The sequence below is a fragment of the Pseudomonas tremae genome (assembly GCF_023278125.1).
Classification (GTDB): Bacteria; Pseudomonadota; Gammaproteobacteria; order Pseudomonadales; family Pseudomonadaceae; genus Aquipseudomonas; species Aquipseudomonas tremae.
In genome coordinates, this window is sequence record NZ_CP066270.1 from 4,070,567 (window position 1) to 4,084,450 (window position 13,884).

General features: G+C 58.8%; 14 protein-coding genes. 8 read left to right on the forward strand and 6 right to left on the reverse strand.

The genetic code is table 11. The annotated features are described in order from the left end of the window. Positions 1-185: 185 nt before the first annotated feature. From I9H09_RS18385 to aauR, 6 genes are all read left to right on the forward strand, one after another. Positions 186-1,112, forward strand: a complete 927-nt coding sequence (locus I9H09_RS18385; RefSeq protein WP_005889318.1) for a glutamate/aspartate ABC transporter substrate-binding protein — start codon at positions 186-188, stop codon at positions 1,110-1,112. 130 nt (positions 1,113-1,242) lie between these two features. Beyond that, positions 1,243-1,989 carry an amino acid ABC transporter permease gene (locus I9H09_RS18390; protein WP_005889317.1) on the forward strand — a complete coding sequence of 249 codons (747 nt, stop codon included), beginning with the start codon at positions 1,243-1,245 and terminating at the stop codon, positions 1,987-1,989. Then, positions 1,986-2,654: an amino acid ABC transporter permease gene (locus I9H09_RS18395; RefSeq protein WP_172678951.1), complete on the forward strand. Its 669-nt coding sequence runs from the start codon at positions 1,986-1,988 to the stop codon at positions 2,652-2,654. Before I9H09_RS18390 ends, I9H09_RS18395 begins: the two co-directional genes overlap by 4 nt. Next, on the forward strand, positions 2,651-3,385 hold the full coding sequence (locus I9H09_RS18400; protein WP_024671658.1) for an amino acid ABC transporter ATP-binding protein: 735 nt from the start codon (positions 2,651-2,653) through the stop codon (positions 3,383-3,385). The genes I9H09_RS18395 and I9H09_RS18400 overlap by 4 nt, the downstream gene beginning before the upstream one ends. A gap of 61 nt (positions 3,386-3,446) precedes the next feature. Then, positions 3,447-5,363 carry a two-component sensor histidine kinase AauS gene (aauS, locus tag I9H09_RS18405; protein ID WP_236502215.1) on the forward strand — a complete coding sequence of 639 codons (1,917 nt, stop codon included), beginning with the start codon at positions 3,447-3,449 and terminating at the stop codon, positions 5,361-5,363. Positions 5,364-5,373: 10 nt separating this feature from the next. Then, positions 5,374-6,702 (forward strand): two-component response regulator AauR, encoded by a 1,329-nt coding sequence (aauR, locus tag I9H09_RS18410; protein WP_005889313.1) that lies wholly within the window; start codon positions 5,374-5,376, stop codon positions 6,700-6,702. Between the two features lie 163 nt (positions 6,703-6,865). On the opposite strand, the gene I9H09_RS18415 is transcribed toward aauR, so the two are convergent. The 3 genes from I9H09_RS18415 to I9H09_RS18425 all read right to left on the reverse strand — a co-directional run bounded on the left by I9H09_RS18415 (position 6,866) and on the right by I9H09_RS18425 (position 9,459). Further along, positions 6,866-7,513, reverse strand: coding sequence for a DsbA family oxidoreductase (locus I9H09_RS18415; RefSeq protein WP_053479393.1), 648 nt, complete (start codon positions 7,511-7,513; stop codon positions 6,866-6,868). A 69-nt stretch (positions 7,514-7,582) separates the two neighbouring features. Continuing rightward, complete coding sequence (locus tag I9H09_RS18420) at positions 7,583-8,575, reverse strand: alpha/beta fold hydrolase (protein WP_122347593.1); 993 nt, start codon at positions 8,573-8,575, stop codon at positions 7,583-7,585. 122 nt (positions 8,576-8,697) lie between these two features. Next, a complete protein-coding gene (locus tag I9H09_RS18425; RefSeq protein WP_183130701.1) occupies positions 8,698-9,459 on the reverse strand; it encodes a uroporphyrinogen decarboxylase/cobalamine-independent methonine synthase family protein in 762 nt (253 codons plus the stop codon). A 106-nt stretch (positions 9,460-9,565) separates the two neighbouring features. Between I9H09_RS18425 and metR the strand changes: the two genes are divergently transcribed. Next, complete coding sequence (metR, locus tag I9H09_RS18430; RefSeq protein WP_005889306.1) at positions 9,566-10,483, forward strand: transcriptional regulator MetR; 918 nt, start codon at positions 9,566-9,568, stop codon at positions 10,481-10,483. Positions 10,484-10,520: 37 nt separating this feature from the next. Here metR and I9H09_RS18435 read toward each other — a convergent pair whose 3' ends face one another. From I9H09_RS18435 to I9H09_RS18445, 3 genes are all read right to left on the reverse strand, one after another. Continuing rightward, positions 10,521-10,931, reverse strand: coding sequence for an NUDIX hydrolase (locus I9H09_RS18435; RefSeq protein WP_024690248.1), 411 nt, complete (start codon positions 10,929-10,931; stop codon positions 10,521-10,523). Beyond that, positions 10,928-12,019: a D-alanine--D-alanine ligase gene (gene ddlA / locus I9H09_RS18440; protein WP_024671663.1), complete on the reverse strand. Its 1,092-nt coding sequence runs from the start codon at positions 12,017-12,019 to the stop codon at positions 10,928-10,930. The genes I9H09_RS18435 and ddlA overlap by 4 nt, the downstream gene beginning before the upstream one ends. A 151-nt stretch (positions 12,020-12,170) precedes the next feature. Next, a complete protein-coding gene (locus I9H09_RS18445; protein WP_005889299.1) occupies positions 12,171-12,452 on the reverse strand; it encodes a type B 50S ribosomal protein L31 in 282 nt (93 codons plus the stop codon). Between the two features lie 293 nt (positions 12,453-12,745). On the opposite strand from I9H09_RS18445, the gene I9H09_RS18450 reads away from it, so the two are divergent. Beyond that, positions 12,746-13,876 carry an OpgC domain-containing protein gene (locus tag I9H09_RS18450; RefSeq protein WP_122323871.1) on the forward strand — a complete coding sequence of 377 codons (1,131 nt, stop codon included), beginning with the start codon at positions 12,746-12,748 and terminating at the stop codon, positions 13,874-13,876. Positions 13,877-13,884: the final 8 nt, after the last annotated feature.

Sequence of the window (13,884 nt, forward strand, 5' to 3'; positions counted from 1 at the left end):
TCATAAAAAGTCCTTTACTATCATGGGCCTAGGATAATTGCCAAGTTTGGCACGAGTCCTGCTCTCTCTATCGACAGCTTCGACACATGCGTGTGTCTCAAAGGACGCAGTTGAAGCATTCGTCAATAAGTGGGCCGCCTTCCCAGCGTCCCTATCAATAAGAAATGAAATAGAGGATTCAACCGATGCGTATCGCTCCCCATGTTCTGGGCGCCGCAATCTCCGCCGCACTGGCCGCCGCCCTGATCAGCACTCCGGTTCTGGCAGAAGAGCTCACCGGTACCCTGAAGAAGATCAAGGAATCCGGCACCATCACACTTGGTCACCGTGACGCCTCTATCCCCTTCTCCTACATCGCTGACGCATCAGGTGTGCCGATGGGCTACTCCCATGACATACAGCTGAAAATCGTCGAAGCCATCAAGAAAGACCTCGACATGCCTGCACTCAAGGTCAAGTACAATCTGGTGACGTCCCAGACACGTATCCCGCTGGTTCAGAACGGCACTGTCGATGTGGAGTGCGGTTCGACCACCAACAACGTTGAACGCCAGAAACAGGTTGACTTCTCCACGGGTATCTTCGAAGTAGGCACCCGCCTTCTGTCCAAAAAAGACTCAAGCTACAAGGACTTCGATGACCTGAAAGGCAAGAACGTCGTTACCACCGCGGGCACCACCTCCGAGCGCATTATCAAGGCGATGAACGCCGACAAGCAGATGGGCATGAACGTGATCTCCGCCAAGGACCACGGCGAATCCTTCCAGATGCTCGAGTCGGGCCGTGCAGTCGCTTTCATGATGGACGACGCGCTGCTGGCAGGTGAAATGGCCAAAGCCAAGAAGCCTGACGATTGGGCAGTGACCGGTACTGCGCAATCCTACGAGATTTACGGCTGCATGGTTCGCAAGGGCGACGCCCCGTTCAAGAAAGCGGTGGATGACGCCATTGTCGCGACGTTCAAATCCGGCGACATCAATGCCATCTACAGCAAGTGGTTCATGTCCCCGGTCCCTCCTAAAGGTCTGAATCTGAATTTCCCGATGAGCGAAAAACTCAAGGAACTGATTCAGAACCCGACCGATAAAGCTGCAGACGACAAGAAAGCCTGAGCAGCCGGTTCAGCAAGCCTGAACTGACCGGGTCCCGAGCGGGCAAGACCTTTCGGGACCGGTACAGCGCGCTCGACTTCCGCCAGCACGTGCATCTCGATAGCCATATAAAAAAGAGGGGTAGACCCTGATGAATTACAACTGGGACTGGGGAGTGTTCTTCAATTCCACCGGCGTCGGCAGCGAGACTTATCTGGACTGGTTCATCTCCGGTCTGGGCTGGACTGTCGCCATTGCTGTCGTTGCCTGGATCATCGCCCTGATACTCGGCTCGGTACTGGGTGTCATGCGCACTGTACCAAGCCGTCTGGTGTCGGGGATCGCCACGGTATACGTGGAAATCTTCCGTAATGTGCCCCTGCTGGTGCAGCTGTTCATCTGGTACTTCCTGGTGCCCGACCTGCTGCCTGAAAACCTGCAGGAGTGGTACAAGCAGGACCTCAACCCGACCACTTCGGCGTTCCTGAGCGTCGTGGTTTGCCTGGGTCTGTTCACCGCTGCGCGGGTCTGCGAACAGGTACGTACCGGCATCGAAGCGCTGCCGAAGGGCCAGGAATCGGCCGCTCGCGCAATGGGCTTCAAGCTGCCGCAGATTTACTGGAACGTGCTGTTGCCGCAAGCCTATCGCATCATCATTCCACCGCTCACCTCCGAATTCCTGAACGTGTTCAAGAACTCCTCGGTTGCGTCGCTGATCGGCCTGATGGAGTTGCTCGCACAGACCAAACAGACCGCCGAGTTTTCCGCGAACCTGTTCGAAGCCTTCACCCTCGCAACGCTCATCTACTTCACGCTGAACATGGGCCTGATGCTGCTGATGCGCGTGATCGAGAAGAAAGTCGCGGTGCCCGGCCTGATCTCCCTGGGGGGTAAATAATGGACTTTACTGGAATCGTTCCGGCCATTCCCGGCCTTTGGAACGGCATGGTCATGACCCTCAAGCTGATGGCGATGGGGGTTGTCGGCGGCCTGGTGCTGGGTACTGCTCTGGCCCTGATGCGTCTGTCGTCGAACAAACTGCTGGCCAATGTGGCTGGCGCCTACGTTAACTACTTTCGCTCGATCCCGCTGCTGCTGGTAATCACCTGGTTCTACCTGGCGGTGCCATTCGTGCTGCGCTGGATCACTGGTGAAGACACCCCGATCGGTGCATTCGCCTCATGCGTCGTGGCGTTCATGATGTTCGAAGCCGCCTACTTCTGCGAAATCGTCCGGGCCGGTGTGCAGTCCATCTCCAAGGGCCAGATGGGCGCGGCGCAGGCACTGGGCATGAACTACTCGCAGATGATGCGACTGATCATCCTGCCCCAGGCATTTCGCAAGATGACCCCGTTGTTGCTGCAGCAGAGCATCATTCTGTTTCAAGACACCTCTCTGGTGTACACCGTAGGCCTCGTGGACTTTCTCAACGCATCGCGCTCCAGCGGCGACATCATCGGTCGCGCAAACGAGTTCCTGATCATTGCCGGTCTGGTGTACTTCACGATCAGCTTTGCCGCCTCCGTGCTGGTAAAGCGTCTGCAAAAAAGGTTTGCCGTATGATTTCCATCAAGAACGTCAACAAGTGGTACGGAGACTTCCAGGTGCTGACCGATTGCAGCACCGAGGTCAGCAAGGGCGAAGTGGTCGTGGTGTGCGGGCCATCCGGCTCGGGCAAATCGACCCTGATCAAGTGCGTCAATGCACTGGAACCGTTTCAGAAAGGCGAAATCGTGGTTGATGGCACGTCGATCTCCGATGCCAAGACCAACCTGCCGAAGCTGCGCTCGCGAGTCGGCATGGTGTTTCAGCACTTCGAACTGTTTCCGCACCTGAGCATTGTTGAAAACCTGACCATCGCGCAGATCAAGGTACTGGGCCGCAGTAAGGCCGAGGCCACGGAAAAAGGCTTGAAACTGCTGGAACGAGTCGGTCTGTCGGAACATGCGCACAAGCATCCAGGCCAACTTTCCGGCGGACAGCAACAGCGTGTTGCCATTGCCCGCGCTTTGGCGATGGACCCGGTGGTCATGCTGTTTGACGAACCCACTTCGGCACTGGACCCGGAAATGGTCAACGAGGTGCTCGACGTAATGGTGCAACTGGCCCACGAAGGCATGACCATGATGTGCGTGACCCACGAAATGGGTTTCGCTCGCAAAGTCGCCGACCGGGTGATTTTCATGGACAAGGGCCAGATCGTCGAGGACTGCGCGAAGGAAGAATTCTTCGGCGATGTCAACGCACGCTCCGAGCGCGCCCAACAGTTCCTCGCCAAGATTCTCCAGCACTAGGCAGTGCATCTCGCGGCTGTCCGCACTTTCGCGGACAGCTGTTCGGTTCAGGACGACTGTGATGAAATGCGACCCCACTCTTTATCGCGCAGCGCCGCCATCACTCGCCGTGAAACCTCGCCTGATCCGCCAACTGTTTCTGCCACCGCTGATCCTCTTGTTGATGATCGGTCTGGGTTACGTTGCCTACCTGGTCAGCGAACACAATGGCATCAAGAGCCTGCGCGAAAGCGGCGAACGCCAGCTGGAGCTGCATGCACGCACGGTTGAAAGCGAAATCAGCAAATACACCTACCTGCCCAGCGTTCTGGAGCTAGAGTCCAGCGTGTCGCAATTGCTGAACAAACCGGGGCCGGAGCTTCAGCAGCAGGTCAATCGCTACCTCGAAGGTTTGAACCGACGCAGCCGCAGCCGTGCCATTTATGTGATGGACACGACTGGCCGGGTACTCGCCACCAGCAACTGGCGCGACTCCGACAGCTTTCAAGGCGAAGACCTCTCCTTTCGTGCCTATTTTCAGGACGCCGTGCGCGGCTTGCCAGGGCGCTTTTATGGGATCGGCACCACCAACGGTGAATCCGGTTACTACCTGGCTCATGACCTGGAAGACAAAGGCCGGATTATCGGCGTGGCAGTCATCAAGGTCAGCCTCGAAGCACTCGAAGAGCGCTGGCAGCGGGCGCGCCTGGAGGCCTTCGTCAGCGACGAGAACGGCATCATCATTCTGTCCAGCGACCCGGCCAGACGTCTGAAGTCAGTGCGCCCGCTCACGCCGGAACTCAAGGAGCGCCTGGCCCGCAGCCTGCAATACTATTGGTGGCCGCTCGACGAGCTGGTGCCGCTTGAACGCGAGAACCTGTCTGACAGTGTCGAGAAACTTGTTTTCCCGGCCAACGTCAGTGTCGACCGGGAGCATAATCAGGTCAGCTATCTGGCCCAGACCCGGCCGCTGAACGACACCGCCTGGCACCTGACGCTGCTGACGCCGCTCGAAGACCTGCGCAGTGAAGCGGCAAGTCGCGGCATGCTGGTCGCAGTGGCCTGCGCGCTGGTGACGTTCCTGCTGATTGCCTGGAACGAGCGCCGCAAGGTGATTTCGACCCGGCTGGCTGCCAGAGAGGCGCTGCAGGCAGCAAACAATGAGCTGGAACGCAAGATCGCCGAGCGGACCGAACACCTGCGGGCCAGCAATGAACGCCTCAAGGCGCAGATTCGTGAACCAAGGCAGGCCGAAGACACATTGCGCAAGGCGCAGGATGAACTGGTACAGGCTGGCAAGCTGGCAGCTATCGGTCAGATGTCAACCAGCATCGCGCATGAGCTGAACCAGCCTCTGGCTGCCCTGCGCACCTTGTCCGGCAACACGGTGCGTTTTCTGGAACGTGGCGCACTGGACACCGCCAGCACCAACCTGCGAACCATCAACGATCTGGTCGACCGCATGGGCCGCATCACCGCCAGCCTGCGAGCCTTCGCCCGACGCGGCGATGATCAGGGTCAGGCGCAGTTGAGCAAGGCGGTCGATGCAGCTTTACAGTTGCTGGGCGTACGTCTGGAGCACTCCGGCCTGGTTCTGCACCGCGAATTCAGCGACGCCACCCTGACCATCGACCAGACCCGGCTCGAGCAGATTCTGGTCAACCTGATCGGCAACGCACTGGATGCCATGTTCGCCCAGCCACAGCCAGAGCTGTGGCTTGAAGGCTCGATCATCGACGGCCGTTACCGTTTGCAGGTGCGTGATAATGGCCACGGCATCGACGATGAAACACGCAAGCACCTGTTCGAACCGTTTTTCACCACCAAGCCTGGCGAGCAAGGACTGGGGCTTGGACTAACGCTGTCGGCAAGCCTTGCCGCTGCCGCAGGAGGCAGCCTTGGCGCAGAACCGGTGGGCGAAGCCGGCACGACCTTTGTTCTGTGCCTGCCGTTCATTTCGAACACCCCGACCGATTCTCGCCGGGGCGAGCCTGTATGAGGGAACATCCATGAGCATCAACAGCGACCTGACCGTCCTGATCGTCGAAGACGACCCGCACGTATTGCTGGGCTGCCAGCAGGCGCTGGCGCTGGAAGATATCAGCAGCGAAGGCGTGTCGAGCGCCGAGGAGGCGCTAACGCGTATCGGCGATAATTTCGCCGGCATCGTCATCAGCGACATTCGCTTGCCGGGCATGGACGGTCTGGAGCTGTTGAGCCGTCTGAAGACCCGTGACAATAGTCTGCCGGTGGTACTGATTACCGGCCACGGCGATATCACCATGGCCGTCAATGCGATGCGTGACGGCGCATATGACTTCATGGAGAAGCCCTTCTCGCCCGAGCGTCTGGTCGACGTCACGCGCCGTGCCCTGGAACAACGCGGGCTGGCCCGGGAAGTCTGGGCATTGCGCAAGCGACTGGCCGAACGCGACTCGCTGGAAGGCAGGATCATCGGACGCTCTGCGGCGATGCAGAACCTGCGTGCATTGATTGCCAACGTTGCCGATACCTCGGCCAACATCCTGATCGAAGGCGAGACCGGGACAGGCAAGGAACTGGTCGCCCGCTGTCTGCATGATTTCAGTCGACGCAAGGATCACCCGTTTGTCGCCCTCAATTGCGGAGGGCTGGCGGAGAGCCTGTTCGAATCCGAGATTTTCGGTCACGAAGCCAATGCCTTTACCGGCGCAGGCAAACGGCGCATCGGCAAGATCGAGCACGCACACAACGGCACGTTGTTTCTCGATGAAGTCGAGAGCATGCCGATCAACCTGCAGATCAAGCTGTTGCGTGTCCTTCAGGAGCGAACTCTGGAGCGTCTGGGTTCAAACCAGAGCGTTGCAGTAGATTGCAGGGTGATTTCAGCAACCAAGTCCGACCTGAACGCACTGGGCAAGACCAATCAGTTTCGCAGCGACCTGTATTACCGCCTCAACGTCGTTACCCTTGAATTACCGCCTTTGCGCGAGCGCCGCGAAGACATTCTGCAACTGTTCGAACACTTCCTGCAGCTGTCATCATTGCGTTTCGACCGCGAGCCGCCGACGCTGGATCGTCAGACCAGCTCAAGCCTGATGAGTCACGACTGGCCAGGTAACGTGCGGGAGTTGCGCAACGTCGCAGAACGTTTCGCACTCGGTCTGCCTGCGTTCAAACAGACCGGCACGGTAAGCGAAAATCAAAGCCTGGGGTTCGCCGAAGCGGTGGAAGCTTTTGAAAGATCGCTGCTCGGCGAAGCACTGCAACGCAGCGGGGGCAACCTCAGCCAGGCCAGTCAGGAACTGGGCATGGCCAAGACCACTTTGTTTGACAAGGTCAAGAAGTACGGGCTTTGAAATGCACATGGCCCTGGCCCTGGCCTTGTGTGAGCTTGCCCACCAAAGCGGTGGTCCGAACGCCCGGCTTTGGGGCTCATACCAGAGCGTGAGGAACGATGATCTCGACTATTGTGCGACGCTCTGCCGGGTAGCGCCGCTCTGCGTCCAAGCCGGCGTCGAGTTATTTCGAATCGCTGACAATCTGCCGGATCGCGCTCACAAACACGTCGACCGGCTGCCCACCCGAAACTGCGTACTGGTCATTGAAGACCATGGTTGGCACCGACGTGATGCCACGTGACGTCCAGAGCTGTTCGGCCTCACGGACTTGCGCAGCATATTCATCACTGTCCAGAATGGCCTGTGCCCGCAAACGGTCCAGACCAACCTTCTGCGCAGTGTCTGCCAGGGCCTGATGATTGGAGGGGTCTTTCAGGTCACTGAAATAGGCTTCGAACAGCGCCTCTTTCAAGGCGTGTTGCTTGCCTTCCTGTTCCGCCCAGTGCAGCAGACGATGCGCATCGAACGTGTTGTAGATGCGCCGCTCCCCCTTGGCAAATTCAAAACCCAGTTCGGCACCGCGCTCACGGATCGTCTCGTGAATACCTTCGATCTGCTCAGGCGTAGAGCCATACTTCTCGGCAATGTGCTCTTTGATGTCTTGCCCTTCGGCAGGCATGTTCGGGTTCAGCTCGAATGGCTGAAAATGGATCTGCGCCTGCACTTCATCACCTAGCGCGTCCAGCGCCTGATCAAGTGCGCGCAGGCCGATGACGCACCAGGGGCAGGAAACATCGGAAATGAAATCGATCTTCAGTGCAGTTGTCATGATGGCCCCTTTTCAATAAGCAAAGGCCACACGATACACCTCTGTCTGTGCCTGACAACCGGGCAGGCTTCACAACTGGGCCAGGCTGCGGCCATCTTCATGCTGCGCTTTCAGGTACGGCAGCACTGCGCCCAGCAACGGCGCCTTGAAGGCTTCCTGAAAACGATGCGCCAACCCTGGAATCAGGCGTAGCTCACTGCCCTGGATGTGCGCAGCAACATGAATACCGTGCATGGCTGGCAGCAACGGATCGGCCGTGCCATGCACCACCAGTACCGGCAAACGCAGGCGGTTGAGCAACTCGACCCGGCTGGGTTCGGCAAGAATCGCCATGATCTGACGCTTGACGCCTTCGGGATTGAACGCCCGGTCATAAGAAACCGCAGCCTGATGCAGCAACTGCTCACGATCATCCTTGACCTGCGGGCTGCCCAGGGCAGCCAGCAGGTCAGCCTGCTGCTCGATGGCCACTTCCCGGTTCGGTGCGCCGCGACGTGCCAACAGTTGCATCAATGCCGCACTGGGCATCGGCAAGCCCTGGGCACCGGAACTGGTCATGATCAGCGTTATGCTCTCGACCCGCGATGGCGCCAGATCGGCCAGGTGCTGGGCAATCATGCCGCCCATGCTCGCACCCAGTACGTGAAACTGGCGTATCTGCATCGCGTCCATAAGGCCCAACGCATCGTCGGCCATGTCGGTGAGTGAGTAAGGTGCCGAAACGGGCAAGCCGAGCTTGTAGCGCAACACTTCGAAGGTCAGATTCGCATCGGCCGGCTGCTGCACCCAAGTCGACAGACCGACATCGCGGTTGTCATAGCGAATCACCCGATACCCCTGCTGGCAGAGCGCAACGACGACTTCGTCCGGCCAATGGATCAGTTGCCCACCCAGCCCCATGACCAGCAGCAAGGCAGGGTCGGACTCGCTGCCAATACTTTGGTAGGCGATTCGTACTTCCTTGAGGTCAGCAAACTGTACAGGAGCATTGACATCACAACGATCGGCCGCAAAAGACGGCAAGCCGCACAGAAGCGCGGCCAGAAAAATTAAAACCCGCATGAAAAACACCAAAAAACAGATCCCCAGTAGGCCGCGAGTCTGATGATGTTTTTCCAGGCGCGCTGCCACAGTTGCGTGACAGTTTGATGAATGGCGCCGAGCGGTCGTTAAACCGTTTTGCTCTAGGCAGCTGCCTGATCGGCCACAATCAGGTTTTCGCCGAAACGGGCACGTGCTTCCAGCAGCGATTCGTGACGCCAGCCTTCATGCTGATCGCACTCGCCCAAGGACAACACTTTGTAAGTAGGCAGGCGGTCGAACACCGAAGCCAGCTGCTCCGGCACACTGACGCTGTCCAGATGCAGGCCGGCAACCGGCAACAATGCCGCAACGCCGAGGTTGCAGCGCAGGTCGCCGTGATACGTGGCAACCAGCTTCTTGAGCGGCGAATATTGAAGAATGTGGTAGGCGCGCTCGAAGGCGTTGGTCCATGCCAGCGGTAGGTCGAGGGTGAGGATCGGTTCGTCGATCTGCACCCACTCGACGCCGCGTGCCGCCAGACGCCCGAAGATCTCGCCATAAACAGGCAGAAGCTGCTCCAGCCATTCAAGGCGATCAACGTCATTGCCCTGATGCTCGCGGTTCTGAATATCGCTCAACCAGAGCAGTGTCAGCGGACCTATCAACGCAGGTTTGCGACCGTGCTCACAAGCGTCGCTGGCGTCTGCCAGCAGTGGCTGCCAGTCTGGCTGGAAGCGCAGGTCATGCTTGAGTTGCGGCACCAGCTCCGGATGATGCGTGCGCAACCAGGTGCGCAATGCGCAACCTGAGGCTTCACCAATGGCCGCCCCACCCTGATCGTCTTTCCAGAAAGCCTGAAGGGCCTGCTGCAGTTCACGATCTGCGCCGATGCGCAGGCATTCAGGGTGTGGGGTCTGGGCCATGGTGCGTCCTCCATAAAAGATGGCGCTATTGTCGACAGCCGACGCAACATGAGACAAACTCATTTTTTTCGCGTTGATCACAAATACTTTTCATGGAGCCGTGACGGTGCTTGAAATACGCCACCTCAAAACCCTGCACGCCTTGCGTGAGGCCGACAGCCTTGTAGAAGCCGCCGAACGCCTGCACCTGACGCAATCAGCCTTGTCCCATCAGTTCAAGGAACTGGAAGAGCGCATGGGCATGCCGCTGTTCGTGCGCAAGACCAAGCCGGTGCGCTTCACCAGTGCAGGTCTGCGCCTGCTGCAACTGGCCGACGCGCTGCTACCGCAACTGCGCAGTGCCGAGCGCGACATTGCTCGTCTGGCTGGCGGTACGGCGGGACGCCTGCACATGGCAATCGAGTGTCACAGCTGTTTTCAGTGGCTGATGCCGACCATCGACCAGTTCCGTGACGCTTGGCCGGAAGTCGAGCTGGACCTGTCTTCCGGCTTCTCGTTCGCGCCATTGCCTGCGCTGGCGAGAGGCGATCTGGACCTTGTAGTGACGTCCGATCCGTTGGAATTGCCCGGCATCACCTACGTGCCGCTGTTCACGTATGAAGCAATGCTCGCGGTGGCCAATCAGCACGCACTGGCCAGCAAGGCGTATATCGTTCCCGAGGATTTGCTCACTGAAACGCTCATCACCTACCCGGTGGAGCGCGATCGACTGGACATCTTCACGCGCTTTCTGGAGCCCGCCGACATCGAGCCCGCCCAAGTGCGGACCTCGGAACTGACAGTGATGATGATGCAACTGGTCGCCAGCGGACGCGGGGTCTGCGGCATGCCCCATTGGGCGCTGCATGAATACAGCTCACGGGGCTATGTGAAGGCCAAGCGACTGGGAGACAAAGGGCTGTTCGCGACGCTGTACGCGGCTATTCGCACCGACATGCTCGACGCCCCGTACATGCGCGATTTTCTGCTGACCGCCAAAGACACCTCGTTCTCGACCCTGGACGGCGTGAGCGCGGTTCGCTGACAGCGCCGTCCTGCGCGAGGCCCAGGACGGCGAATTTTCAGATGTTGTCTGCCTGCCGCTGGCGATACAACGGCAGTATGAAATCGCGGGTCAACGGTGCCAGATGCAGATCCGGAAGGCGGTCTGCGCCGACCCAGATCGCTTCTTCGATCTCGGCGGCGGGCTTTACTTCGGCATCCGTCCTGACCTCGTAAAGCTGACAACGAACCTCAAACCCCGGCTCGTTGGCAGCAGGTGCCGCAAACTCCCCCAGAAACGCGGCCTGTCGTGGATCAATGACCAGCCCGAGTTCTTCTTCAAGCTCTCTGGCCAGTGCCAACGGTGCCGGTTCGTCAGGCTCTATCTTGCCGCCCGGCTGCATGAACGCCTGAGTACCGCGCTTGCGTACCAGTAAGGTCCGGCCATCCGCGCCGATCAACAGCGCTGCCGCAATGCTGATGACCTTCATGCGAATATCTCGGTCTTGAGCAGCCGCGCCTGCTCTGCCCTCTCGAGAGCCAGCACGATCAGCCGATGGATCAGCTCGGCGTAAGTAAGGCCGCTGGCCTGCCAGAGCTTGGGGTACATGCTGATCGACGTGAAACCGGGCAGCGTGTTGACCTCATTGATGATGATCTGACGCGCCTCGGTGACGAAGAAATCGACCCTTGAAAGCCCGGCGCAACCCAGCACCTTATAAGCCTGAAGTGCGACGTCACGTACCTGGTCGCTCAGATCGACAGGCATGTCGGCAGGGATGGCAATGCGCGCCTGGTCACCGTTCAGGTATTTCGTGTCGTAGGCGTAGAACTCGTCGTTGGCGATGACTTCGCCGCAGACGCTGACCTGTGGTTCAAAATTGCCCAGCACTGCGCATTCCACTTCCCGGCCAACGATGCCCTGCTCGATCAACAACTTGTGATCGAACTCGAACCCCAGCGCCAGTGCAGCGGCAAAACCCGCCTCGTCAGACACTTTGCTGACACCTACCGAAGAGCCCTGATTGGCGGGTTTGACAAACATCGGCAAGCCCAGTTGTGCGGCCGCATCGGCGAAGTCGATCGTCTGACCACGGGTCAGCACCAAAAACGGTGCAACGTCGATGCCTGCGTCGCGCAGCAGGCGCTTGGTCACGTCTTTGTCCATGCACGCTGCCGATGAGAGAACATCTGCGCCCACGAACGGAATGGCCAGCATCCGCAGTAACCCCTGCAATGCACCGTCTTCACCGAACGCGCCGTGGATCAGCGGGAACACTACGTCGATCGCTGGCAGCGGCTGGCCCGTCTCGACCTCGACAAACTGCCCGCCGGTGCGGCCTGGCAGCAAAGAAAGTTGCTTGCCCGATGCGCTCAGCCTGATTCGCGCGGGATCATCGGCGTTGACCAGGTAATCGGCTTCCTCGAAGCGCAACCAACGGCCCAGCTTGTCGACGCCGATCAGGGTCAGCGCATAGCGCTCACGATCAATCGCATTGATCACGTTGCGTGCCGATTGCAACGAAACCTCATGCTCGCTGGATTGCCCACCGAAAACGATGGCGACTGACTTTTTCAAAGCGGCTACTCCTGTTTTTCAGGCCGCGAAGATAAAAGCAATGTCGGCCGTTAGTCCAGTAGATGATGAGCCATCCACCTGAAATTCAGACAAAAAAATCCCGGTCATGGGTAATTCACTCGAAATGCCCATGACCGGGAGGTCAGACGACTCATTGAGCCTCTGCAGCTTCTTTCTTGCTACCAGAGCCGAAAGCGGCGAAACGCTTGTTGAAACCTGCGATACGGCCTTCGGTGGTGGTCTTGCGCTGCTGCCCGGTGTACATCGGGTGTGAGGCGCTGGAGACGTCGAGCGCGACATAAGGGTAAGTCGTGCCGTCGGTGTGCTTCTGCGTCCGGTCGGTGTCCACGGTAGAGCCGATCAGGAAGTAAGCGTCGGCAGCGGTATCGTGGAACAGCACGGTACGGTATGCGGGATGGATATCGGGTTTCATGGCTGTTTCTCCAGTGAGTTGACTGCAACCGTTATACAGTAACATATCACCAGATGAGAATGATTGCTGTTGATTGCTGACATTATCGAGTGTGATCGAACATCCGGGCGGGCCGGATGTCGCCCGGAACCATTGAGACACAAGCGCTGGAGACATTCTGTAATAGCCCGCTTTTGCAATTTTCGGCGTATGGCGGCACCCTGCCGCGCCGCCGAACGTCACTGGTCGCTGGCCCGGAACCTGAGCCCGTGTGGCCGATCTCTACTCATTAGCACTTTCAAGAGCCCACCGTTATGACTAACGGACGCGATCATCGAATCGACTTCTTTCGCGGCCTGGCGCTGATCTTCATCTTTTGGGATCACGTGCCGGACAACCCCTTGGCGCAACTGACCTTGCGCAACTTCGGCTTCAGCGACGCTGCGGAAGTCTTCGTGTTCCTCGCCGGCTACGCAGCGGTCATGGCCTATGGGCGCGTTGCCCGGCGCGATGGCATGCTGGTGGCCGGGGTGCGCATATTGCGTCGCACCTGGGTGCTGTACGTGGTGCATATCTTTCTGCTGACCTTGCTGATGGGCATCGTCTTTGTTGCCAATAATCATGTCGAGACCCGAGACATGGTCCAGCAAATGGGCCTCGAGTACTTCGTCGGTAACCCGCAACAGGCGCTGGCCGATGAACTGCTGTTGCGCTTCAAACCCAACCTGACCGACCCCTTGCCGCTGTACATCGTCCTGCTGCTGACCTTGCCCCTGACCTTGCCGTTGATGCTGCGCAATCTCGAAGTCGCGGTCGGCCTGTCGATTGCCCTGTACCTGATGGTGCCGTTGTTTGGCTGGAACCTGCGCGCCTATGAAGGCGGTGGTGTGTGGTACTTCAACCCGGTGGCCTGGCAGCTGCTGTTCATTCTCGGCGGGGCCTGCGCATTGCGCAGCGAAACATCGACAACAGTCATACGCCCTCCTTTGCGCCGACAGCCTCTTTTCCTGATGGCTGCCGTCTATGTACTGATCGCCGGAGTCCTCACCTTCAGCGAAAAATGGCCAGATCTGCACGCCGCCCTGGTAACGACCCTGCGCCTCGACGCCCTGTACCCGATCAGCAAGACCGACCTGGCACCTGCGCGCCTGCTGCACTTCCTTGCTTTGGTCTACGTAGTCGCCCGGCTGTTGCCAACTTCAAACACCTGGCTGGAAAACTGGCCGGCCCGCCAGACCTGTCGCATGGGTCGTTACTCGCTGGAAGTCTTCTGCCTGGGCGTCCTGCTCGCACCACTGGCAGATATGGCGAACGCGCTGGGCGGAGATACCCGGCCAATTCAAGTCACCACTGCGATTGTGGGGCTGGCCTTGATGATGCTGATGGCCAATGGGCTGGAATTGAATAAACACTTGGGAAAATCACCCCGCCTGTTGATTACTTGAGAACAGCA